Raw genomic sequence first — 24,684 nt, 5'->3', positions numbered from 1 at the left:
GAAAGCCATCAGGATGTTTGTTATCCTGGTGGCTTTTTTTGCTTGGGTTGGAGGTTGTGTTGGCTTCAAGCCTGCCAAGCCTCAGGAAGGGCCTCGTGTTTCTGATCTAACTGGATTTTCTCCATCTATTTTAGCTCAATATCACGAATATGATGGATTAAATGTATTTCCTACAGTTAATTTTCAACTATTAGTCCGTTTCTTCAAAATTCCCTTAAATTACCTGCAGGTTTTACAGCTATTCTGGAAAAAGCATCAAATTCCCTGAAATTAACTGTAGTTTATACAGTTAAAGACTTTGAGAGTGACCTCGATGGTTGTTTGATAGCGATATAGGTAGGCGGGACGGAATTTGTGGGGGGAGTGGTGGTTGAGATGTGGGGGATAGAGAGGTGAGAGGCTGAAGTGATGGTGGAGTGATCGAATTGAGTTGGGGAAGGAAGAGAGATGGGAGACGACAGATGGAGGGGAAGAGAAGAGGAGATATATCGTGATGAAGAATTAGGGAATGGGGAGAAGTAGATGGCTAGAAAGCTGGAGGGCGGGGAGGTGGAGGTGGAGGTAAGGTGGAGATGGAGATGGAGATGGAGATGGAGATGGAGATGGAGATGGAAATGGAAATGGAGATGGAAATGGAATTGATGAAGGTTTTAAGTGAGGGAGAACTGTTGATGTGGCGTGATGGTGAAATGGAGTGATAGATGGTTGAAGTGAAGGGGTTGTTGGAGAAGTGGATTGCTCGAGAGATGTAGAAGTGGAGAGGTGGAGCCCCGCTGCCCGCCTATTTTAGCAAAAATACAAAAAAAGTTAACGATGTTATGAAAGATTACAAACTTCTTTCATATAAATTGACCCATAGGGATGGCGCAATTACAATGAAACAAATCTTGGAATAGAATGCATGGCATTTAAGGCAGAAATCGAGGTGTCGGGGTTATGAAGATCACACGGAAGCAAGTCAATGACATGAGTCAAGAAGCGTTCCTTGCAGCGTTTGGTCCGTTGTTTGAACACTCGCCTTGGGTGGCAGAACGGGCTGCAGAATCTCGGCCGTTCGCCGAAATCAAGGAGATGATGAGTGCCCTTGAACAAGAGGTAGAGCGAGCGAGTCGTGAAGAGCAGCTGTCACTGCTTCGGGCTCATCCCGATCTGGGTACACGCGTGCAGATGACCAATCACTCGGTCCAAGAGCAGTCAGGTGCCGGTCTCAACCAGTTAACCCCTGAAGAATACGAACAGTTTCTTTCTTTGAATAAACAGTATACGGACCGATTCGAGTTCCCTTTTATCATGGCGGTGAAGGGTCAGACCAAGGATACGATACGCGAGGCGTTACGTCATCGTATTCAAGGAACTCCAGAAGTGGAGCTGCTTACGGCACTACAAGAGGTTTGTAAGATTGGGCGATTCCGCCTGGCAGATATCGTGATGAATGAAACGGAGGAGAAAGCGATGGAACAAGCAAAAGGCGCAGAGAGAATCATGTACTACGGGAAAGGTGATGTTTGGGTCTATCGTTCTTATGCCAAGCCGCTCACGAATATCACGCTGATTCCGGAATCGGGTTTCACAGGGCGAGATAATGTGCTGTTCGGCATGAACATCAAGGTATCGGTGAGCGGCGAGAAGCTATTCACATCGTTCAGCGAGGGGGATAACACCAACGTTGTGGCGACAGATTCGATGAAGAACTTCATCCTGCGTAAAGCAGGCGAGTATGAAGGGTCTACGGCAGAAGGATTTTTGGCTTTCGTGAGCCGCCTCTTCCTAGAGAAGTATCCATGGATGACGGGGATTAAAATGAGCGCTGATCAGGTGGCATTTGAGACGTTGCCAGTACCAGGTTCAAATGGCTTCGAAGCAGGAAATCTGGTATATCGCTATTCACAAAATGAACACCCAACCGCATTTGTGGAACTTGTTCGTGTTGCAGACGATATCGTCCTCGCAGATCACTCTGCTGGCATAGCCGATCTTAAACTGGTCAAAGTCAAGGGAAGCTCGTTCGCCGGTTTCGTTCGTGATGAGTACACAACACTGCCTGAATCGTCCGATCGCCCTCTGTTTATATTCTTAGACATCGCATGGAGTTATGAATCAGCGGAAGATGCCTTCGATGCCGATCTAGGACGCTACGTTGCCGCAGAGCAAATTTATGATATTGCGCATACCGTATTCCATGAGCAGCATTCGCCATCGATCCAAAACCTCATCTATCGTATCGGGCAACGTTCGTTCCTGCGCTTCCCGCAGTTAAAAGAAATTCGCTTCGAGTCTAACAATCGGACGTGGGAAACGATTCTAGAGGAAGTTTCTGTTGGGGAAGGCAAAGTGTTTACAGAGCCTAGACCACCTTATGGTTTCCAAGGCTTTTCGATGACAAAGCGTGATTTGGAGGGCCTATGAGTGTAGGAATCACTTCGCACATACTGGATGTAAGCAGCGGCCGACCGGCTGTCGGCGTAAGGATCGACTTGTTCCGATTTGATGGAGGTGTGGCAGAACTGCTGCGTTCGGATGTTACGAATACAGATGGCAGACTGCCAGGGCCGATGCTAAGTGGGGATGATTTTACAATAGGGACGTATGAGCTTCTCTTCCATGTAGGTGACTACTTCAGAGGGAAGGGTGTGGAGCTTCCAGAGCCGGCATTTCTAGATCAAGTACCAATTCGTTTCGGTGTTGCCAATAACGCCTCCCATTATCACGTTCCCTTATTAATTGCACCGTGGGGGTATAACACGTATCGCGGGAGTTAAAGCAAAGAAGTAAGCGTTAATTGAATAGAGAGAGCTTCGAAGGAGGGTTTCGTAGGATGAATCGATTGGATCTTATCATTCGCAAAGGGACTGTGGTTCTGCAAGATGAGTGTCGACAGCTAGATATCGGGATACGGAACGGCAAAATTGCAGCATTAGGCGAAAACCTCGTTGTCTCGGAGCAAACACCTGTTTATGACGCAGAAGGCTTAACGATCCTGCCAGGCATGATTGATGCGCATGTTCATTTCAATGAACCCGCTCTTGGTCATTGGGAGGGCTTCGTTACAGGTTCTGCCTCGTTAGCTGCTGGCGGATGCACAATGTACATCGATATGCCGCTCAATGGTGTTCCACCTACCGTTCGGCTTAGTGCCTTAAAGCAGAAGTTGGACGCAGCCGAAGGGCAATCCCATGTTGATTATGCCCTGTGGGGCGGTCTCGTTCCCGGCAATATAGGCGAGCTTGAAGGGCTGGCACAAGCTGGCGTAATTGGTTTCAAAGCCTTCATGTCCTGCCCGGGCGGAGAAGGAGAAGATATTTTCACGGAAGTGGATGATGAGACGTTAGCTAACGGCATGAAGGAAATTGCACGCTTAGGTTTGGTGCTCGCTCTTCATGCTGAGAGCGAGGACATCGTCTCGAAGCTCGCTGCGGAGGCTGCTCAAGCAGGCAAGCGCAGCGCATTGGATTTCATCGCGACAAGGCCAATTGCCGCTGAAGTGGAAGCGGTGAACCGTGCATTGGGCTATGCGAAGCAGACAGGCTGTAAGCTGCATTTTGTACATATTTCTTCTGCCGAAGCCGTACAGTTGATCACGGAGGCGAAGACACAGGGATTGGATGTTACCGTGGAAACGTGCCCGCACTATTTGGCGCTAACGGACGTGGAGGTCGAGCGCCTCGGACCCCTTGCCAAATGTGCGCCACCGATCCGCACAGCGGAAGACCAAGCTCGTTTGTGGGCAGAGCTTACAGCAGGTCGGTTCGACATCATCGCATCGGATCACTCCCCTTCACCGAAGCACATGAAGCAGGGGGATTTCTTCGCAGCGTGGGGCGGCATTTCAGGGGCGCAAAGCTCGCTTGAGCTCATGTTGCACGAAGGCCATCTCCGCAGAGGAATTCCTCTACAGGAGCTCGCTCGTATGCTAGCGCTGGAGCCTGCTAAGCGCTTTGGCTTATATCCTCGCAAGGGGGAAATCGCCATAGGGACCGACGCGGATCTAGCTTTGGTGGATATGGCAGGGAGCTATACGCTGCAAGAGAGCGACTTGCACTATCGCCATAAGCAAAGTCCTTATGTGGGCAAAACGTTCGGCTGCAGCGTGAAGGCAACTTTCCTGCGGGGCGTTAAGGTGTACGAAAGAGGCGTGGGTGTTGGAGCATCGTTAGAGGGAACTTGGTTGCGTCACAGTGCATCGATCGGAGGCGGGCTAGATGGCTAAAATGAAAGGGCACCCACAGGAAGAAATGTTAGCTCAATACGGGGAGCGTATGCTGCTAGCTTTGGAGTGGTTGGCGACCTTCGGCGCCGATCCGGAAGGCGGCGTGACGCGACTCTTGTATGCGGAGCCTTGGCTTAAAGCGCAATTAGCACTAATAGACAATATGCAAAGCATGGGGCTTAAGGCAGATTTCGATGAAATCGGCAATGTGTACGGCAAATTGCAAGGAACGGATCCATCGTTAAAGCCGATGCTGACAGGTTCACATATTGATACTGTCAAAAACGGTGGGAAATACGATGGAGCCTACGGTGTCATCGCATCGATGATGGCGCTTGGTTATTTGAAGGCCGTGTACGGGGCACCGAAACGGACCTTGGAGATGGTCTCCTTTTGCGAGGAAGAGGGGAGTCGGTTTCCATTAGCTTATTGGGGCTCCGGTCATGTGACAGGGGTACTTTCCTTAGCTGAAGGCGCAGGCCTTGCTGATCCAGAAGGTGTGACGTTACTCGAAGCGATGGAGCGCGCGGGCTTTGATATCGATCAGGGTCAGCTCCATCCAGCAAAACGTAATGATATAGGCGGATATATTGAAATTCATATCGAGCAAGGCGCAGTCCTTGAGTTTAAAGAGAAGCAAATTGGCGTAGTTACAGCTATTGTTGGCCAAATTCGAATGACTGTCGTCGTTACGGGGATACCCAATCATGCGGGAACGACCCCAATGACAATGCGAAAAGATGCGCTGGCTGCCGCCGCCGAAATGGTCGCGCTGACAGAGAAGATGGCACTTGCGGAGGGCGAACCTTTAGTCGCCACTGTAGGGCGCTTAGAAGTGAAGCGTGGAACATCGAATGTCGTGCCAGGTGAGGTCGAATTTACGTTGGATATTAGGCATACTGACAAGCGAAAGATGGAGAATTTTCGTGCGGAGCTGATATCGCGGTTTGTGGAAATCGCCGTGCGAAGAGAACTTTATATAGATACAGTGGAACATCTAAATGCCTTACCAGTGGCCATGGATAGCGGGATATCGGCAGAAATTGAGGCTGCCTGCGACTTCTATGGCTACGAGCATATTCAGATGCCAAGCGGGGCGGGACATGATGCTCAGCTATTCGGACCGATCTGTCCGTCGGCCATGATTTTTGTGCCAAGCCGGGCAGGCATCAGTCATAATCCCAACGAGTTCACGAAACCGGATGATCTTATTGTCGGTTTTCAGACACTCGTTCATGTGTTATATCAATACGGCTACGGGGGAAAAGCAGATGAAAACCTATAAAGACTTATCACCATCCCTTCGAACGATCATGACCCCAGGTCCAGTCGAGGTTGACCCTAGGGTGCTGCGCGCGATGTCGTATCCCATTCTGGGGCAGTTCGATCCTGAATTTACCGAACTTATGAATGAAACGATGGAGATGCTTCGAGACGTATTTCAAACGAATAATCAATGGGCGTTTCCGATCGATGGGACGTCCCGTTCAGGTATAGAGGCGGTGCTGGTCAGCATCATTGAGCCTGGAGATAAAGTGCTCGTTCCGATCTATGGGCGATTTGGAAATTTATTGGTAGAAATTGCCGAGCGATGTGGGGCTGAAGTGGCGATTATCGAACAGGAATGGGGAGCGGTGTTCGATCCCATTGATATCATTACAGCCATCAGGCGGGAGAAGCCGACGATCGTGGCGATGGTTCACGGTGAGACGTCGACAGGCTGTATCCAAAAGTTAGATGGGATAGGGGCAGCTTGCCGAGAAGTGGATGCGCTTCTAGTCGTAGATGCTGTAGCCACCATTGGCGGAGTTCCCGTGAAAACCGACGAATGGCTGCTGGATGCGGTGATTGGCGGCACGCAAAAATGTTTATCCGTTCCATCAGGCATGTCACCGATTACGTATAACGATCGTGTTGAAGCGAAGGTTATGCGCCGTAAAACGATCGAACGGGGACTGCGGGAGAAAGGAGCTCCTATTTCCACGATTAAAGCTGTTGCGAGTAACTATTTCGATCTTGGCATGCTGCAGGATTACTGGAGTCCAAAGCGATTAAATCACCATACAGAGGCTACGACGATGTTGTATGCGCTGCGCGAGGGTTTACGCATTGTGCTGCAGGAGGGACTGGAAGAGCGATTCTTGCGCCATAAGCGTCATGAAGCGGCTTTGGTTGCCGGCTTGCAGGCGATGGGATTGACGTTATACGGTGATCCAGTGTGTAAGCTGCCAGTAGTAACCTGTGTACGTATTCCCAGCGGGGTAGATGGGGAAGCTGTTCGATCGATGCTGTTGAACAGCTTCGGTATTGAAATTGCTTCTTCCTTCGGTCCATTGAAGGGACAGATTTGGCGCATCGGTACGATGGGTTTTAGCTGTAATCAGAAAAATGTGCTTCATGTCCTCGGGGCGCTCGAAGCAACACTTCACTGGTATGGTGTGGATATATCTGTAGGGAAGGCGCTGCAAGCTGCACTAGCGGTATATGCTCTTGAACAGGAGGGATAATCATGTTAAACATCATGCCACGAGCAGAGCGAGCCATGATTGCTACGCCACATTATTTGGCTAGTTCCGTGGGGAGTGCGATTTTACAGCAAGGCGGCAATGCCTTCGATGCAGCAATTGCCATTAGCGCGACCCTAGGTGTCGTTTATCCGCATATGACGGGGCTCGGGGGAGATGCTTTTTTCCTCATGCATGAGGCGGCAACAGGTGCTTATACCGGGTTTAATGGAAGCGGGAAGTCCGCTGCGAAGGCGACGCCTGATTTTTATAGAGAGCAAGGGATGAATCAGATTCCACAGCGCGGCATTTTAAGCGCAATAACAGTTCCGGGTATGGTTGATGCTTGGTGGCAGGTGTGGGAAAAGCACGGAAAGCTCCCGTGGGCAAAATTATTGGATGCAGCCATTGGCTATGCCGAAAAAGGGTTCCCGATCTCCCGTAACTTACTGGTCTGGATGCGTAAGGATGAGCCATTCATCCGGGCTTCTGTGCAGCTTAGTGCTTTGTATATGCGAGATGGCGAGCTTATGAAGGAAGGCGATCGGCTGATTCAGCTGGACATGGCGAGGACGCTCCGACTGCTTCAACAAGAAGGAAGAGATGCGTTCTACTCGGGCCCGTTGATGCAGACCATTGTGGATAACGTGAAGCAAGATGGCGGTCTGCTGGAGGAAGAAGATTTCCGCAGCTTCGCTGGCGAATGGGTGGAACTGCTATCAACGACGTATCGTGGATACGACATTTATCAAATGCCGCCGAACTCGCAAGGGTTCACAGCGCTCATGATGATGAATATGTTAGAACATATCGATATGGCAGCTGTACCTAGAGCATCGGCGAACTTTTACCATCTGATGTCGGAAGTGATCAAGAAGGCGTTCAAAGACCGAGATCGCTATTTAACGGATCCACATTTTAGAGAGATACCACTCCAAAGATTGTTGTCGAAATCGTATGCGCAGGAGCTCTGGCGTGAGATTCAGGCGAATCCTTTGAAGGTAAGTGAGCATCTCTCGCCAGCGATCGGTCAGGACACTGCCTATGCGGCTGTTGTAGATGAAGAGGGGAATTCGGTTTCTTTTATCCAAAGTCTCTATTTCGATTTCGGGGCAGCTTACGTTCCTGGCGATACAGGCATTATTATGCAAAATCGGGGCTCCTTCTTCTCGCTTGATCCTGCCTGTGCGAACGTGTTGGAACCACGCAAAAGATCGTTCCATACGTTGATGCCCGCAATGGTAAGTAAGGCCGGGAAGCCTTATATGCTGTTCGGCACGCAAGGAGGAGAAGGGCAGCCGCAGACGCAGCTTTCGATACTCACGGGGGTATTGGATTACGGTTTATCGATTCAGGAAGCCATTTCACTGCCACGTTGGGTATATGGACGTACTTGGGGGGAAGATGGGGATGCGCTGAAGCTGGAGCATCGGCTTGAACCTGAAGTATATACAAAACTGAAGCAATGGGGACATCGCGTGGAGCCGGTGAAGTCGTGGGACGGCATTATGGGGCAGGCGCAGGGCATTGTCATTGATGAACAGGGCTTCATGAGTGGGGCGGCTGATCCACGTGGTGATGGCTTGGCGATTGGCTGGTAGCATGGGATAGAACAGGGAGACCAACAAAGGTAAACAATGCGTGAAATGAAAGCATGAAATGAAAGGGATAAGTGTCAGGCAGCATGTATATAAACATGAGATATGCAGTTCGTGGTAAATTRTGGTATTTCATGAACTAAGGTGTAGCTCAAAGGGCAACTCGTGAGAATAGCGTTATGCCATAACGTTATTCGGATATATTCTGAATGCAGCCAAGATATAGAATGATAGCATAACGTTATATATATGGGGCAGGGGTTCATCATCTAGCATTTATTTTCAACTGCATAACTCATGCGTAACATAAAAAAGAAGGAGCGATGAGCGATGGAGGCCTATGACATTTTGCAAGCTGTGGAAAATAATACGGGAGCTCGTGTATTAGCAACAGTGATTCATGTGGAAGGGCACGCTTATCGCAAGCAAGGAGCCCTCATGCTGTTAATGGCAGATGGAAGCACGTTAGGGAGTATTTCTCCAGGGTGTTTGGAAGGTGATCTCGCTGCTTACGTGCCAGGCGTGTGGGAATCGCATAAACCGCAAATGGTTGAATACGACATGAGGCCTGCCGATGACTTTGGTTGGGGGGAGACGATTGGGTGCGGCGGGTTGATCCGTATTTTGCTTGAGCCACTTGCTGGAGAGCTGTTGGTTAACCTGCTGGTTGTGAAAGACAGATTGGATCATGGTGAAGTTGTGGAGCTTATTCGCACCTATACCGATGGGTATTCGAATATTAGGTACGCGTTGCGCGGCTCTGGTGTAGAGGAGGAGGGGCTTTCTGCTACTTCAGCTGTGAGAGAGCCGTTTCGCTTAGTGACGAGTACGCTATTTATGCCAAAGCCAAGAGTCATTGTTTTCGGTGCGAACCCTGATGCGGTCCCGCTCGTGCAAATGGCTGCAAGCAGCGGCTTTCGTGTGGTGGTCACGGATTGGCGGGAATCGTTCTGCAACGCAGAGCGGTTCCCAGGGGTTGAAACGATGGTCGCTTTTCCAGAGTCGTTAGTCGAAAAGCTTGCGCTGAATGAGCGAGACTACGTCGTAATCATGAGTCATCAGTTCGAGAAGGACACCGCCTTTTTTCGGGGCATTATGGCTTATAACTTACACTATTTAGGCATTATGGGCTCCAAGGAGCGCACGGCGAAAATGCTGGAAGGTTTCGAGCGCCCAGACTGGCTGCATGCGCCAATTGGCTTAAACATCGGCTCGGAAGGCGCGTTCGAGAACGCGATTAGCATTGCGGCTGAGCTGATTGCGATCAAGCGGAGCAAATATGGAGCGGGTGTATGGTCATCATCTCTAACTCATGGACGGGATGTTCAAAGCTTCTGCTCGTGGTGAAGTCGGGGGAGAGGGTGGAGCTGATGAAGCCGGAGAAGATGGTGGAACTAGGGAAGAGGGCGAGACCGGAGAAGATGGTAAGGTCAGGGAAGAAAAAAATCGTGGGCGTTTACTTGGCTGCTGGGAGTAGTCGGCGTATGGGGAGTGCGAAGCAGTCCCTTGAGTTGGCTGTGGGCGCCAGCCTTGGAGGTATCGCCCTGCTGAAGGCGCTTGCCTGTGCGGAGTTAGAGCAGGTGATTGTCGTTGTACAGGAAGGGGATACGTTGGCATGGTTGCCGGAAGAGGCTCGTGCTCATCTCGCGAGTGGCAGATGCCGCACGGTGGTGTGCATGGATGCTGGTCTTGGAATGGCACACTCGCTTCGCACGGGTATTCAAGTGGCAGAGGAGCTGGCGGCTGATGGTGCGATGGTTATGCTGGCTGATCAGCCATTCATTGAGGAAGCTATGTTGGAGGGGCTGATTGATGCTTACGAGGCGGATGCGGACTACGATTATGTTGCTAGTGGTGATCAGGGGGTCCCGAAGCCGCCAGTCATTCTAGGGAGCGGAATGTGGCCAGCTATCGCTTCGTTGGAAGGTGATGCTGGTGCGCGAGCACTGTTTCATTTGCCAGCATTTCGCGGGCAGATTATTGAGGAAGCAGCGCTGACATTTATGGATATTGATACCGCCCAGCAATATGAAGAGGCAAAAACGATCTACAAGCCGTAAAATACGTTAGATTATATGACATATAATTAGCTATGGAGTGCATTGATACGAATGATGCGCTATTTTTTTATATAAAAAAACAAAATGATGTTATGTTAGTTGACGTTAAATTCGAATATTGTTTATAGTAGATCTAATTTATCGGAACGTCGTTCCGCAACTTTTTGAAAATGGCAGATTTCGCCGAATTAGTGGAACCAGGTTCCGTTAGATGGCACCCCACGAACACGGTCACCACGCAGCAAGCCGGCTTCACGCGGTAAACTCAGAACGCATAACGAGCACGTGGTCATTCAGAATCTCTGAGGAGGGTTGAATATGTCCGTTCCGATGCATCAGCTGCCCGAGCAGCAGCCTTCCGTATGGCAGCCGACAAGTGTAGAGGAAGCAATTCAATTGAAACATAAATGGGGTAATGATGCTGTCCTTGTTGCTGGAGGTACTTGGCTTCGCACGCGCTGGGAAAATGGGCTCTCCCCGATACCGCAGCATTTCATTAGTCTTGGACGAATTCTTGTCCTCTCGGGATTAACGGTTAATTCCCAAGGTCAAGTTCATATAGGCCCTGCCCTAAGCATTGCAGATTTGATGAAAAACGAGCTGGTTCAGCAGAAATGCGGACTTCTCGTGCAAGCCTGTTCGGAGATTGCAGCCCCGTCGATTCGGAATTTAGCCTCGATCGGAGGCAATGTGATGACACGTACAGGGGATCTAATTCCTGCACTGCTTGTGATGGATGCACAGATCATGTGTACAGATGGACAGAACGAGCGAATGATTGCGTTGAAGGATTGGCTGGCTGCTCCACATGGGGCTCCTGACGAGATCATGACGGGGATTATTGTGCAGACAACGGCGGGATTGGAAAGTAGGGACAGTACGGAGATCGCCGCCAAGAACCTTGAAGATGGTAAGCCGACGGATGGGCAGTTAGCTGCTGCGATAGAAAAGGAGTTCATCCATGAGTTCTACCTCAAGGTTGGGCGCAGAGAGGCATTCACACCATCGGTCATCACCGTCGCGGGCAGGCTTTCCCTCCACGCAGATGGGACGGTTACCGACATCGCCTTAGCGGCAGGCGGAGGCAACGCGGTTCCTGCGAGGTTCTCGGCTCTGGAAGCGGGAATGATCGGGAAACCGTTAACCAAGGCAGCTTTGCAGATACTTCACAAAGGGGTTATGGCTGATTTCAACGCTGTGGCAGATGATTATGCTGGAGTAGCTTACCGCAAACAGACGGCAGCGAATTTGATCATTTCGGAGTGTTTCAAAGCTTGGCACAAAGGGGGCGGAGCCTATGCTCCTTAATCGGAATGCGAAGAAATGGATCATTAGACCTGATGGCAAGGAGAAGGTAACAGGGGAGCTCCGGTATCTCACCGATTTAACCGCCTCAGGCATGCTGCACGGAAAAGTGCTGCGGAGTCAATACCCGCATGCTTGGATTCTTTCCATTGATACAAGCAAAGCCAAACAATTACCTGGCGTGCGCGTGGTCTTAACGGCTGACGACGTACCAGGATTGAACCTATTCGGAATTGCTTTTCCTCATCAGCCGGTGTTTTGTCAGGATCGTGTTCGATATATCGGGGATGCGCTGGCATCTGTTGCAGCAGATACAGAGGAACTAGCGGAATATGCATTAAGCCTTATTGAAGTCGTGTATGAGCCGCTTCCTCTTGTAGATAACCCAGAAACAGCGCTGGAAACGGGTACGATTATGCTGCATCCCGAAGGGAATCTGCTACATCAAACCTCTCTACAGCATGGGGACACGAACATTGAGGCAGTTTTCGCAACATGTGCACACGTCGTGGAAGAAACCTATCTAACGCCTCGACAAATGCACACGTATATGGAAACGGAAGGCGGTCTCTTTATCCCTGAGGATAATGGGAGGCTGACTGTGTACTCGCCGACCCAGCATGGCTATAAGGATCGCTTTCAGCTAGCGCGGATCCTTGGTATCCCAGAGGATCAAATCAGAGTCGTTTCCAGTCCAATCGGCGGTTCGTTTGGCGGGAAAGATGAGCTTAATGTGCAGCCTTTCGGCGCACTGATGGCACGAATGACAGGCAAGCCGATCAAAATGCACAATTCCCGCCGCGAGTCTGTGATCTCCGGCATTAAACGTCATCCGATGCGGATCACGATGAAAACAGGCACAGATGCACTCGGAAAGCTGATCGCACATCAGGTTCGCATCCTTGCAGATACAGGGGCGTACGCGACACTAGGATGTGAGGTGTTGAATTTTGCAACCGAGCATGCGATTGGTCCGTACAAGATCCCGCATGTCGATGTAGAAGGCAAGAGCGTCTACACGAATAACGGTGTATCCGGTGAGTTTCGGGGATTTGGCGGCAATCAGGTGATTTTTGCGGTGGAGAGCCAAATCGAGCGCCTCGCCGAGAAGCTCGGCATGGACGCGTGGGCGCTGCGCAAGCTCAACTTGCGCCAGCCAACCGATCCTGGCCCGATGGGCCAACAGATCGTGGCCACCGAAGGCGCCGCCCAGGTGTGGGCGAAGGCGCAGGAGTCGCCGCTCTGGGCGAAGCGCGCCAGCAGCGCGCGCCATCCAGAGCAAGAGCCGTGGCTGCGCCGAGGCGTCGGCGCTGCGCTGGTGATGCACGGTGCCGGGCTAGGCCTCGGTATCCCCGATCACTCCGGCGGCCGCATCGAGCTCACGCCGGAGGGCAAGATCCAGGCCTCCTTCGGCTTCGAGGAGTTCGGCCAAGGGCTCTATGCAGCACTCACGTTGATACTGCAGGACTGCTTCGGCTGCGCCGCCGATGACATCAGCATCGTCATCGGCGATACCGACCGCGTGCCGAGCAGCGGTTCGAGCACGGCCTCACGCGCCACCACGATGATGTGGCGCGCGCTCCAGCGGCTTAAGCCAGCCTTCGTGCTGGCGCTGCTGGAGCAGGCTTCGCTGCTCTGCGGCGTTCCGGCCGCAGAGCTCGCAACCGGCGCAGGCGGGATTCATCACAAGGGTGATGAATCGGGGGAGCCGGTTGTCACGTATGCGGAGGCCGCTGCGGCAGCAGTGAAGCCGATCCTCGCGCATACGGAGTTCGACTACCCGACGACGCCCGAAGGGCGGGTCGGGGCGCACTACCTGTACTCTTACGCGGCCGCTATCGTAGAGGTAGAAGTCAATATGCTGACCGGACGGGTCAAGGTGCTCCAGACGGATCATGTCATCGCCGCAGGACCAGTGATTAATCCGATGGGCTTTCTGGGACAAATTGAGGGCGGCAGTGTAATGGCATTGGGTTACACATTGACTGAGGATGCAGTGATGAAGGAAGGTCGTTATCTCAGGCATAATCTCGATACGTACCTCGTTCCCACGTTCAGCGACAGCCCACTTCGTATTCAAGTTGAAGCGATTGAAGAGCTGCCGGAGGGAGATACATTTGGCCCTCGTGGCGTTGGAGAAATCGGTTCTGTCGGCTTGGCTCCTGCCATTACGGCGGCAGTACGGCAAGCGACAGGCATTTGGGTAAATAAGTTGCCCATATCACCAGAAGACATCGTGCAATCCATCGATTGGTTAGAAGGGGTGGAGGCCAGTGATTAATACATCTTTTGTGCTTGATTGCACCATTAACGGGAAAGTAGTTTCGATCCCAGTACCTGCGTCCAAAAGGATGTCAGCGATTTTGCGGGATGATCTGCTAATGACCGGTACCAAGGTTTCTTGTGAAATTGGGCGCTGCGGCGCATGCATGATTCTGCTCGATGGTCAACCTGTGAATTCCTGTTTACTGATGGCGTATCAAGCATCGGGCAAGGAACTGACAACCATTGAGGGAATCTCGGCAGGCGAAGAGCTGCATCCGATTCAGCAAGCCATGTTAGAGGAGGGGGGATTGCAGTGCGGCTACTGTACGGCCGGCATGGTTGTAACCTTAACGGCGTTGTGGGAATCAAACCCTGCTCCAACGAGGGCTGAGGCTGAGAAAGCACTGTGCGGGAACATATGCCGGTGCACAGGGTATGAGGGGATTTTCAGAGCAGTAGAGAAATGCGGATTGTCCATCAAAAGAGAGGGGTAGAAGCGATATGAGAAAAACCATGCTGTCTATTACTGCTATTATGCTAGTGATCTTAAGTGCCTGCTCCACGAGCACGACAACAAGTTCTACAACAGCACCTGCTTCCACCACGGCTGCTTCTACTGCAGCAACAACAGAGAAGAAGTTGCCAAGAGTTGCTTTTGTGTATATCGGTGTGCCGGGGGATGGCGGATGGACGTTCGAGCATGACCAAGGTCGTCTGATGATGGAGAAAGAACTAGGGATTAAAGCGACGACGGTTGAAAATATTCCAGAAGGCCCTGACGCTGAGCGTGTATTTGAGGAGTTGGCTCAGAAAAATGATATTATTTTCGGAACCTCCTTCGGGTACATGGACCCCATGGTAGCGGTGGCGGCGAAGCATCCGAATGTGAAATTCCTGCACGCCACTGGCTACAAAACAGCGCCGAACCTAGGCACGTACATGGGACGTGAATATCAAAGTGCTTACCTGGTTGGTATGGCTGCAGGGAAAATGACGAAAAACAACCATTTGGGCTATGTCGGCGCGTTCCCGATTCCAGAGGTTATTTATACGATTAATGCGTTCACGTTAGGTGCGCAAAGTGTGAATCCGAATATTGATGTCTCTGTAGTGTGGAGTAACACATGGTTTGATCCCGCTACAGAGAAGCAAGCGGCTATTTCCTTGTTGGATAAAGGAGTAGACGTGTTGGCGGCGTACCAAGATTCACCGGCAAGCATTCAAGCGGCTGCTGAACGCAAAGTATGGGGCATCGGGAAYGATTCCGATATGGGCAGATTCGCACCGGATACGTACATATCGAACCCGAAATGGAACTGGGGCCCTTACTACGTGAAAACGGTGAAAAGTATCATGGATGGTACGTGGAAAGCAGATAGCTACTTCGGCAGTATGAAAGAGGGCATCACAGACATCGCGCCGCTTGGCAAAAATGTGCCAGGGGATGTTAAAGCGCTCGTAGAGAAGAAAAAAGCGGAAATTCTGAACGGTACGTTCGAAGTATTCCAAGGGCCTATCGTGGATCAAGATGGCAAAACACGCCTCGAATCCGGGAAGAAGATGACGGACGAAGAAATCCTTGGCACGACTTGGTTTGTTAAGGGGATTAAAGGTGTCATACCTAAATAAAGGACGAAGGATGTGACTGGCGATGACAATACAAGATATCGCATTAATTCACGAGTGGCACCCGGTGTTGTTGTCGTCAGCACTGACGGATAAGCCGGAGGCTGTTGTAGTACTAGGGGAGAAAGTAGCGGTATTCCGCACCACGCAAGGCGTCCACGCTTTCAAAGACTTATGTATTCATCGCGGTGTGCCGCTCTCACTGGGGAAAGTAAGCGGCGATGAGTTGGTTTGCGCGTACCATGGCTGGTCTTACAATGGCTGTGGTACGTGTACCAAGATTCCTTCCTTACCGAAGGAACAGGCCATTCCTTCGAAGGCTAAGGCCTTCGTTTACTCTTGCGTAGAAGCACATGGACTAATCTGGGTGTGCCTAGGGACACCTGCAGGACCTCTGCCTAAAGTGAGTGCCTATGTGCCCGAGGGCTTCAAGGAAGTATTCATGGGGCCTTACACCCTGCAAGCAGCAGGTCCTCGCATTATTGAGAATTTCCTCGATGTATCCCACCTTATGTTCGTGCATGAGGGACTGCTGGGCGATAGTGAGTTCGCTGAAATCAATGATTATCACGTATTGGAAGAGGACGGCGTTCTGCGTTCTGAAGAAATCATCGTGTATCAGCCGGATGCGGATGGGACAGGGCGCGGTGTAAATAGCCGTTATGTATATGAGGTGTTCGGTCCTTTATGTGTAGCTTTTACGAAGAGAGATGACGTATCCGATCATATCTTTCGGTTGTTTCTGATGGTGTTGCCGGTTACGGAGCAGACTAGCGTGGCTTACATGCTGAAGCAAAGAAACTATGCGTATGACGAGCGCGATGAGGTATTCATCCAATTCCAAGACAGGCTCATTGAGCAGGATCGGATCATGGTTGAGAACCAGAAGCCGGAGCTGCTGCCGCTAGATTTGCAAGCTGAGCTGCATCTGAAGTGTGATCGTTTGAGCATCGCTTACCGCAAACGCCTTCGCGAGTTAGGTGTCACCTTCGGGACGGCCTAGCGAGATTTGTCGGATTAGGGAAGAGTAGTGCGAATGACATGCATACGAAATAAAAAAAGGATTGTATAATTAGCATGTGGCTAATATGCAATCCTTTTTTATATTTGGTAAAATAAGACTACTAGATTACCACCAATAGTTAGAAGGCTCATTGGCATTTTGTTTTCTTGTGTCTGAAGGCGTTGTAAATGTTTTGATAAGTGCAGCTGTTTCTTCAGCAGATAAAGGTTGAGCCACCATAAAGGAATCTGCTTGCTTGCGCAGTTCTGCGCGTTTCACTGCTTGTACGGAACGTTGCAATTCTGGGTTCAATTGAATAATCGCCATTGGTTTAGCTCCCTCTTTTTTAAGAATAGGTTACAAGAGTGATTATAGCAAAATAATGGAATTTAGGGGAGAGGTAATTGAAAATAGTAGTGAAAATTTCTGTGAGTATGTATATGGTGCTCTTCATTGCCTTGCAAATCTGGTGCTCGTTTGTAACCTTCCATTTTCCCTATAATGGTATCTACTTGGACACAGCTCGTACAGATGAGTGGATTGTCAGTAAACTTGAGGCGAATAGCACGAATGATAAGATTCATATCGGCGATAAAGTCATTGCGATTGATGGTAAACCACCAGGTGAATGGTCAACCGTCAAGCGATGGAATGTGGTTGAGAAGGCGAACACGGTTGTGATTGGGCGAGATGGCGTCGTAGATTCTATCGATTTGAGGACAAGCCGACCAGCCCTGTTCGATATCATTTCGCTCGCCGAGGAATTCGTCTGTCTATTCATGTGCGTACTCTTATTAGTAAGGGAAAGTCGTTCGCCTTCGGCACGCTTGCTCGCTTTCTCGTTCCTTAGCGCTGCCCTCATCTTCATGAGCTTAGGCGCATCCATGCGGGGAGATTTAATAGGCAAGTTGATGATTGCTAGTTCGATGATGGTGCTGCCTATTGTCTTTCTACATTTCCTTGTGGTGTTCTTCAAAGAAAAGGGAGACATGGAGCTGCCCAAGGGTCATTTTAAATATTTGTACGGGATTGCCTTCCTAGCTTTTGTTTTGAGAGGTCTATACTTATTTCCTTCGATGGCGTTCGTGTATCGGTATGACGGATCGGTCACGATGGGATTCTTCATCATTGTTATTTCCTTAAATATTTCCCTATTGGCAACGTTGTTTGTAAAGATTAGGAAAGCGCAGACGCCGCTGGCTGGTATTATCAAAAGTGTGTTCTACTCCTTGCTCATTTCGTTTCTACCTATTATCTGTCTCTCGTTCCTCCCGCAGCTCATTATCGGAGATTGGATATTCGATCCTATTTATACAAGTTGGCTATTATTAATATTTCCCATCACGTTCTCTTATTTAATCGCTTCCGATCAGTTATACGATATTGGTCTTGTCGTACGGCGTGTTTTATTTGCTTGTCTGATGGCCGTAGTACCTGTCAGCTTGTTTACTGGCGCTTTTGCTATTATTTTTCATGGGGAAACCAACGGAAAGCAAATTTTATTCGTATTCCTAGGCTCGATCTTCCTTCTTTCTGCCATGTTGTATGCAGCCGAATATTGGACGACGAGATTAGAGCCCTATTTATTCCCGAGGAAGTATGTATTGAAGTCAGCGCTAAAAAAGATTTCCAAAAATCTGGGAACTATCTCCAGCTTTCGTGATCTTAAGGATATCATCCTAGTGGATATTGTGGGCACGCTGCAAGTGACAGGTGGTGCGATTGTTTTTCGGCATAAAAACGATATGGAGATTTTCTGTGAAGGTGAAGTCGATACGGCAGAAATCCAGCGTTTGGTGAATTCATCTGCCATGCTCGATCATCCATACTTCACGTTCATGGAAATGAACTGCCATGAGGAATACACCAGCTATCTCATCGTAACTCGGAAGAAGACGAACACACGGATATCGAAGGAGGAGCTGCAGTGGCTGCAGTTAATCACTTCCTACTTGGAAGTAAGTATGGAAAATGTGTATCTGATTCGTAAGTTAACGGGCAGACTTCAGCAAATGGTTTCCCATCTTCCGCAGGAAGAACATCTCTGGTTACGGAAGGTGATGTTCGAGCTGCAGGAGGAGGAACGTGTTCGAATTGCCACGGATCTTCATGATACGACGATGCAGGATTTATTTTTCCTCAAGCGAAGATTAACCTCATTGGCCGAGAAACCTTCGATGCGTCAAGAGGATCGTGAACAGCTGAACAGCATGAACAACTTCGTGGAAATGATCAATGCCAGCTTGCGTCAGAGCTGCTTCGAATTGAATCCTCATCTGTTGAAAGAGGTAGGGTTGAAGCAAACCTTGAAGACGTTCGTTGAGAAGGAATCGTATACGACGCCGTTCGAGATTTCCTTCCGAGCCGAGCAAATTTCCGAAATCGAAGGCAAGGATTTACCGGCCAAACGGCATATCTTCCGGATTGTACAAGAATTACTTAACAACGCGAAGAAACATTCGCAGGCGGCTAATGTCAGCTTTCATTTGTGGGAAGAAGATCATTTCTTTTATTTAAGTTATCGGGATGATGGCGTAGGGTTTCATGTGAAGGAAGAGGTCGCCGTTGAAATCGCCGCATCGGGTGGTATGGGGCTTGCTTATATGAGAAGCCGTGTGCTGCATGTAGGCGGGAGCTTTGAACTGGAGACCGCTGAGGGGGAAGGGACCCATATTTTGATCACAATACCAACTGAGGAAGTGATGTCAGCATGAGCGAAATCGTCAAAACATTAGTGGTCGATGACCATCCCTTATTTGCAAGAGCGACGAAGACGTTGCTTGATGAGATAGATCGTATCGAGGTAGTTGGCGTTGTTAGTAATGCGAAGGAATGCTTGGAGTATGTAAAGTTGCATCAGCCTGGACTCATATTTCTAGACTATCAGCTTCCCGATCAGACGGGCACAGAAGTTGCCGCACAGCTGAAGCAGCTATATCCGCACATCCATATTATCATTTTCACTGGTATTGAGTTGGCAGGTATTTACAATAAATTGATTGAAATGAAAGTAAGCGGTGTCCTATCGAAAGAGTCGACGGAGCGGACGATCAAGAATATGGTGTATTGTATTTTGGATGGATATACGATGATTCCGCTGTCCGTTTTCAACCAGATGCAATTAAATGAGGCCGATGCAGGCGAAGAATGTGAACTGCAAGAGGAAGAAGTGCTCATGATGAACATGCTGGTTAAAGGGGCTACACACGAACAAATTGCTGAACGAATTTTCATGAGCAAACGTACGGTTGATAATTATTTGCGTAAAATTTATGATAAATGGGGCGCGAAATCAAGGACAGAGGCTTTGGAGAAGTTTATCAAAAGTAAATATTACACCTGAAAGTAGGCGCTTCGCATGCAGGACATTCAGCAGCACATGGCACGGATGATGGATGATTATATGTTTGATGAGGATTTGAAAATGCTGCTGAGATCATGTATGTCAGATAACGAGACCTCGAGTCTGTCTTGGTCCAAAGTCACGTTGTGCACACACGCTATGTTTGGTGGGGGTTCGCCTGATATCTATCGACGAGCGGCTTTGACGGAGCTAGTTGTTCTTATCCTGGATATCGTCGATGATCTGCAGGATCAGGACAGCGAAAGTAAGCCTTGGATGCGCGTGGACACGGCGAGTGCGTTGAATGCTGTATTGGCGCTTCTGATGGGTGTGATAGGTGAATTGGGCAGGATAAATGCCAGCGGAACGATGCTGGTTGAAATTAGCAAAATCATTGCTAGATCGATTAATGGCCAGCATAAAGATGTGATTAATGCGGTTTCCACTGTCGATGAATATTTATGGATGACCCAAGAGAAGTCGGGTTCGTTATTCCGTCTTGCTTGCTTCCTAGGCTATTCGGATACAGCCTGTGCAGAAGGAACAATAGAGCAGCTGCATCAGATCGCCGATTGTGTGGGACTTCTCCACCAGATACAGAATGATGTGCGGGATCTCGTTCGCTATGATGAGAAAAGTGACCTCATGGCGAAGAAGCGAACGCTGCCCATCCTGTATCTCCTCTCCATCGAAGATGAAGAGTTCTCACCTGTGAAGGCCTATTTCAGGGGCGAGATCACGGCTGAACGTTTTGCAGAAAAGGAAGACGAAGTGAAACAGTTGATTCAGGACTCGGGCTGCTTGGAATATGCACGCATCGTGCAATCGGTGTGCACGCAGAAAGCGGAGGAGTTATGGGCAGAGCTGCCGGCGTTGTCGCCATGGAAGGAAGAGTTCCGGACGCTCACATGGGGCGATTTCATCAAGCTGGGTGTAGAAGTGGAGCAGGCATAGCGCCTGCTCTTTAATATCTCCTGAGCCCCAGGAAATAAATGGATTTTATGTAGTTAAATATTTGGATTCTCCAGTCAAACGCAGATTAGATGGAAAATATACAGTTAATTTTATACATTTTTACGGATATAAACGAAAGAAGTGATTTTAACTACATATTTTACAGTTAATCGAGTTTTCGAGGAGATTTCTCGTAAATAGCTGTACATTTTCCAGTTCATACAAACCTCTAGCCTCTCAAAACCAACAAACTCCCCCCCAACCCCCATCAACGCCCGAGCGCAGAGATCTCGAGTATGCATGTGAGAACTATATAGGTGCGATATATCCTAAGTATTACAAAGGCATTCGTGGATACAAGTACACCATAAAAAAATGATATGGAACGCAAAAATGTTGAATTTTAATCGGAAGCGGTCTTCTGATAGAATTTAGATGGAGTTGGTTTCGTATTATAGGAGCGTGCCTGTGCGAAGAGATGATCCGAAAGGATGTGTTCCGTTCATACGGGTGAGCTTGGAATGGAGGAAGCGCATGTTTCAGATCCTCATCGTGGATGACGAGCATATTGAAAGAGAAGGGATTAAGCGATTAATCCATAAATATAAATTGCCCTTAGCTGTGTTGGAAGCTGAGAATGGTGAAGAAGCCTTAGAGATGCTAACTTCGCATCCCATCGATATTGTTTTAACCGACATCAAGATGCCATTTATGGATGGCCTTACGTTGTGTGAGCGGGCACGGGCGCAGTTCCCGGAGTTGAAAATTATTATTTTCAGCGCATATGGGGAGTTTGAGTATGCACAACGGGCGATTCACTATCAAATTTCCTCGTATCTGCTCAAGCCGATCGATGTGAGTGATTTCCAAAGAGCCTTTCATGAGGTCATTGCCCTCTGTCATAAGGATCAGGAACAAGAGAAGGAAGAACTGTTCTTAGAGATCCTTCATGCTGCACAAGCTTCTTCATCGCTCTCTCGCAAGTTAGAGCTCATTGGGCTTCATTTTAGTCAGATGTCCGTTCAATTGATTCTAATAGACTACAGTTCATCGGTCTTTGATGTAGAGCACGACTTGCTTCCAGAGAGGCTTCAGGCCGTCATTCGTGCGCCATTCGATTATGTGAATTTGAATGAAAGTCAGAGCTTGGTTTGTGTGCGCTGGGATCACACGGTGCGTAAGGAAGATCTGGAGTCGCTAGGCAGCAAGTTGAAAGCAAGCATTGCGGACATCTACAACGAAACCTTTACAATGGTCATTTCCAGGCTAATCAATAAGGGAGATGAGTTGGCACCCGAGTTTAAGCTCATGGAGAATGTGCTGGACTATAAATTCTTCTTTCATGAAAGCACAGTGCTCTATACAGATGAGAGCCAAGGGCAAGAAGAAATAGCGAGCACCATCCCTAAGCTGATGGAAACTCTCTATTGGCACTTGGAAGTCAAGGATGAGTTCGGCCTACGCCAAGGTGTTGAGCTATTCTTTAAGACGATTGACGGGAGCGGGCAGCATTCCGCGATTTACGTGAAGTACATGTGTACGGAGCTGGCTAAGAAAATAGGGGAAAAGGCAGGTAAAACGGACGTCCACGCTTTTAAGTCGATTGTTGAGGCCATATTCGGGTGTAGGTCCTTAGCCGAGCTGAAAGCGCAAATTCAAACTGTTCTGGGTTTGCTGGACGGCAATACGGATGTTCATAATCCGGAATTCAGTAAGAAAGTGATCAAGGATATCCGGAAACTGATTGAAGATAACTACACATCGGATATCAGCTTGCAATGGATTGCGGAGAAGGTGTTCCTTACACAGACCTATGTGAGCTACCTGTTTAAGCGGGAAGTAGGGCAAACGTTTGTTAAATATCTAACAACCATTCGGATGCATAAGGCGGAGGAGCTGCTGCGGGATACACATCTAACGATTGCGGACATTAGTCAACAAGTTGGCTATATGAATACGTCGTATTTCTGCAAAACATTTAAACAAGTTCATGGGCAAAGTCCAGCCAAATTCCGAGAAGGAACGAGCTGATATGAGAACTTTCCTAGCTTATTTCCAAAACTTAAGATTTAAGCAGAAGCTTTTTATCTCTTATATGGTCGTTTCCATTATTCCGGTTGTCGTATTGGGGATGTTTTCCTATCACCAAGCCAGCTCTTTCCTGCTTCAACAGGCGAAACAGAATTTGGATGGTTCGATTAGTCAAATCGCCGAGACGATTAACTATCGCGCGAAGCAGCATGAAGCGATCATTAATTCGATCACACAGAATGTTGTATTTAAGCGCATTTTTATTAGTAATGACGGTGATTTTCCTGTTTTGTATCGGGATTATGTGGATCCGTTCTTCAGTAATATTCTTGATTTTAATCATGATATCTTACAAATATCGGTGTTTACCGAGAATCAGTCTATTCTGCGTGGCGAATATATTCTGCCGCTGGAATTGACATCAGATCTGAAGTGGGCGAATCAGCAGACGCATTCGAAAGAAACACAATGGAACATTAAGAATGGTAAACTCTTCGCTACAAGACCGTTCGTAAGTGAAGAGGGCGTGCAGGTAGGGAAGACACCCGCGGTGTTGTTCCTGAGCATCGATGCCGATAGTTTGTTTCAAGGTTTGGATGATATCAAAACGAATGCCTATGGAATTTTGATTTTAGATAAAGAGGGTAAGCAAATTCTATCTAAAAACATGAAGATGAGTGCAGAGCTGCCAATCTCCTCACTGCCGTCCTCCCAGTTGATGGAGCGAATCGGTTCATTTTCGATGCAGGCAACGGATTACATGTACATCACAGCAGATATGGCAGAGCCGGGCTGGAAACTCGTTTATTTTACACCTAAAAGCGGAATTTCAGTGGATGCAAGGAGCATTGTTAGTGCGACAGCCTTGATTGTCTTGGTTTGTTTGGCTGGACTGCTGCTCATCATCTGGATGTTCTCCAACACCTTCGTCAAACGTATTATTAAGCTCAATAAGAAGATGATGATCGTCGAAAACGGGAACCTGAAGATTGACGTATCCAGTCAGTCTAGGGATGAAATTGGTCAATTGACGAATCGATTCGGCAATATGCTTGTGAATATTAACACCTTGATCGAAGAAGTGTATCAAAGTAAAATCACGCAGAAAGAAGCGGAGCTCAAGGCGCTGCAGACGCAGATCAATCCACACTTTCTATATAACACCTTGTCGATTATTAATTGGAAGGCTTTAGAGATTGATGCGATGGAAATTAGTCAGATCACGAATACTGTTTCACGCTTCTATCGAACGGTTCTCAATAAGGGGAGAGATTTCATCCCTGTTCGAAATGAATTGGAGAATGCCAAGGATTATATGCATATCCAAAGTATCATGCACAATTATCGCTTTGATTTCATTTGTGAAGTAGATGAAGCGTTATTGCGATATGACATGATTAATCTTATTTTTCAACCGATTTTGGAAAATGCGCTAGAGCACGGAATTGATAAGCTCCGTAAGGGGAGTGGGCGCGGCTGTATCACCCTGCGAGGGTATAGGTCGGGAGATGATCTGGCGTTCTGCATCGCAGATAACGGACCAGGGATGAGTAAGGAGCTTGCCGAAGAGGTTATTCAATTGAGCTCGATCGGGTACGGGTTGAAAAATGTGCATGATCGCATCCAGATTCGCTTTGGTCAGAGCTATGGCTTGCGAATTGAAAGTGAACTGGGGCACGGCACCAGCGTATTTCTGAACTTTCCCGCCTATACGGCGGAGGGGTATTCCAGGGAAGATGATAGTACTAGATGAGGAAACACCTATGAAGTCGGCGTGAAGACGTCCGG

Annotated in this window: 21 protein-coding genes; 20 read left to right on the top strand and 1 reads right to left on the bottom strand. The window is 48.8% G+C overall.

Annotation, left to right across the window (positions count from 1 at the left end):
* Positions 1–13 precede the first annotated feature (13 nt).
* The 15 genes from AB4114_RS22645 (at position 14) to AB4114_RS22575 (ending at position 16,568) form a co-directional block, all read left to right on the top strand.
* Positions 14–268 (top strand): hypothetical protein, encoded by a 255-nt coding sequence (locus AB4114_RS22645; RefSeq protein ID WP_441990487.1) that lies wholly within the window; start codon positions 14–16, stop codon positions 266–268.
* Between the two features lie 298 nt (positions 269–566).
* The gene (locus AB4114_RS22640) at positions 567–698 is read left to right on the top strand and encodes a hypothetical protein (protein WP_441990486.1); all 132 of its coding nucleotides are present in this window, start codon (positions 567–569) and stop codon (positions 696–698) included.
* Positions 699–936: 238 nt separating this feature from the next.
* Positions 937–2,406 carry a factor-independent urate hydroxylase gene (gene pucL / locus AB4114_RS22635; protein WP_441990485.1) on the top strand — a complete coding sequence of 490 codons (1,470 nt, stop codon included), beginning with the start codon at positions 937–939 and terminating at the stop codon, positions 2,404–2,406.
* Entirely contained in the window at positions 2,403–2,759 is a 357-nt protein-coding gene (uraH, locus tag AB4114_RS22630; RefSeq protein ID WP_441990484.1) for a hydroxyisourate hydrolase, read from the top strand. Before pucL ends, uraH begins: the two co-directional genes overlap by 4 nt.
* A 56-nt stretch (positions 2,760–2,815) precedes the next feature.
* Positions 2,816–4,207, top strand: a complete 1,392-nt coding sequence (locus tag AB4114_RS22625) for an allantoinase (RefSeq protein WP_441990483.1) — start codon at positions 2,816–2,818, stop codon at positions 4,205–4,207.
* On the top strand, positions 4,200–5,492 hold the full coding sequence (locus tag AB4114_RS22620) for a Zn-dependent hydrolase (protein ID WP_441990482.1): 1,293 nt from the start codon (positions 4,200–4,202) through the stop codon (positions 5,490–5,492). The genes AB4114_RS22625 and AB4114_RS22620 overlap by 8 nt, the downstream gene beginning before the upstream one ends.
* Positions 5,479–6,714 carry a pyridoxal-phosphate-dependent aminotransferase family protein gene (locus tag AB4114_RS22615; protein WP_441990481.1) on the top strand — a complete coding sequence of 412 codons (1,236 nt, stop codon included), beginning with the start codon at positions 5,479–5,481 and terminating at the stop codon, positions 6,712–6,714. The genes AB4114_RS22620 and AB4114_RS22615 overlap by 14 nt, the downstream gene beginning before the upstream one ends.
* Before the next feature lie 2 nt (positions 6,715–6,716).
* Positions 6,717–8,312, top strand: a complete 1,596-nt coding sequence (gene ggt, locus AB4114_RS22610; protein WP_441990480.1) for a gamma-glutamyltransferase — start codon at positions 6,717–6,719, stop codon at positions 8,310–8,312.
* Between the two features lie 327 nt (positions 8,313–8,639).
* Positions 8,640–9,656 (top strand): XdhC family protein, encoded by a 1,017-nt coding sequence (locus AB4114_RS22605; protein WP_441990479.1) that lies wholly within the window; start codon positions 8,640–8,642, stop codon positions 9,654–9,656.
* Positions 9,602–10,369, top strand: coding sequence for a nucleotidyltransferase family protein (locus AB4114_RS22600; RefSeq protein WP_441990478.1), 768 nt, complete (start codon positions 9,602–9,604; stop codon positions 10,367–10,369). Before AB4114_RS22605 ends, AB4114_RS22600 begins: the two co-directional genes overlap by 55 nt.
* Before the next feature lie 318 nt (positions 10,370–10,687).
* Positions 10,688–11,677: an FAD binding domain-containing protein gene (locus AB4114_RS22595; protein ID WP_441990477.1), complete on the top strand. Its 990-nt coding sequence runs from the start codon at positions 10,688–10,690 to the stop codon at positions 11,675–11,677.
* Complete coding sequence (gene pucD, locus AB4114_RS22590; RefSeq protein ID WP_441990476.1) at positions 11,667–13,955, top strand: xanthine dehydrogenase subunit D; 2,289 nt, start codon at positions 11,667–11,669, stop codon at positions 13,953–13,955. Before AB4114_RS22595 ends, pucD begins: the two co-directional genes overlap by 11 nt.
* A complete protein-coding gene (locus tag AB4114_RS22585; protein ID WP_441990475.1) occupies positions 13,948–14,433 on the top strand; it encodes a (2Fe-2S)-binding protein in 486 nt (161 codons plus the stop codon). Before pucD ends, AB4114_RS22585 begins: the two co-directional genes overlap by 8 nt.
* Before the next feature lie 7 nt (positions 14,434–14,440).
* A complete protein-coding gene (locus tag AB4114_RS22580) occupies positions 14,441–15,568 on the top strand; it encodes a BMP family ABC transporter substrate-binding protein (protein ID WP_441990474.1) in 1,128 nt (375 codons plus the stop codon).
* Positions 15,569–15,590: 22 nt separating this feature from the next.
* Entirely contained in the window at positions 15,591–16,568 is a 978-nt protein-coding gene (locus AB4114_RS22575) for an aromatic ring-hydroxylating dioxygenase subunit alpha (RefSeq protein ID WP_441990473.1), read from the top strand.
* 126 nt (positions 16,569–16,694) lie between these two features.
* Here AB4114_RS22575 and AB4114_RS22570 read toward each other — a convergent pair whose 3' ends face one another.
* Positions 16,695–16,895 carry a hypothetical protein gene (locus AB4114_RS22570; RefSeq protein ID WP_056612737.1) on the bottom strand — a complete coding sequence of 67 codons (201 nt, stop codon included), beginning with the start codon at positions 16,893–16,895 and terminating at the stop codon, positions 16,695–16,697.
* 77 nt (positions 16,896–16,972) lie between these two features.
* Between AB4114_RS22570 and AB4114_RS22565 the strand changes: the two genes are divergently transcribed.
* The 5 genes from AB4114_RS22565 to AB4114_RS22545 all read left to right on the top strand — a co-directional run bounded on the left by AB4114_RS22565 (position 16,973) and on the right by AB4114_RS22545 (position 24,649).
* Entirely contained in the window at positions 16,973–19,282 is a 2,310-nt protein-coding gene (locus AB4114_RS22565) for an ATP-binding protein (protein WP_441990472.1), read from the top strand.
* Positions 19,279–19,911: a response regulator gene (locus AB4114_RS22560; RefSeq protein WP_441990471.1), complete on the top strand. Its 633-nt coding sequence runs from the start codon at positions 19,279–19,281 to the stop codon at positions 19,909–19,911. Before AB4114_RS22565 ends, AB4114_RS22560 begins: the two co-directional genes overlap by 4 nt.
* A gap of 15 nt (positions 19,912–19,926) precedes the next feature.
* The gene (locus tag AB4114_RS22555; RefSeq protein WP_441990470.1) at positions 19,927–20,865 is read left to right on the top strand and encodes a polyprenyl synthetase family protein; all 939 of its coding nucleotides are present in this window, start codon (positions 19,927–19,929) and stop codon (positions 20,863–20,865) included.
* A 534-nt stretch (positions 20,866–21,399) separates the two neighbouring features.
* Positions 21,400–22,896 carry a response regulator transcription factor gene (locus tag AB4114_RS22550; RefSeq protein ID WP_441990469.1) on the top strand — a complete coding sequence of 499 codons (1,497 nt, stop codon included), beginning with the start codon at positions 21,400–21,402 and terminating at the stop codon, positions 22,894–22,896.
* A gap of 1 nt (position 22,897) precedes the next feature.
* Positions 22,898–24,649, top strand: coding sequence for a sensor histidine kinase (locus AB4114_RS22545; protein WP_441990468.1), 1,752 nt, complete (start codon positions 22,898–22,900; stop codon positions 24,647–24,649).
* Positions 24,650–24,684 lie beyond the last annotated feature (35 nt).

Origin of the sequence: Paenibacillus sp. 2RAB27 (assembly GCF_052115445.1) — a bacterium.
Classification (GTDB): Bacteria; Bacillota; Bacilli; order Paenibacillales; family NBRC-103111; genus Paenibacillus_E.
Note: the sequence above shows the minus strand (reverse complement) of the source record. Positions and strands in the feature narration are given on the sequence as shown.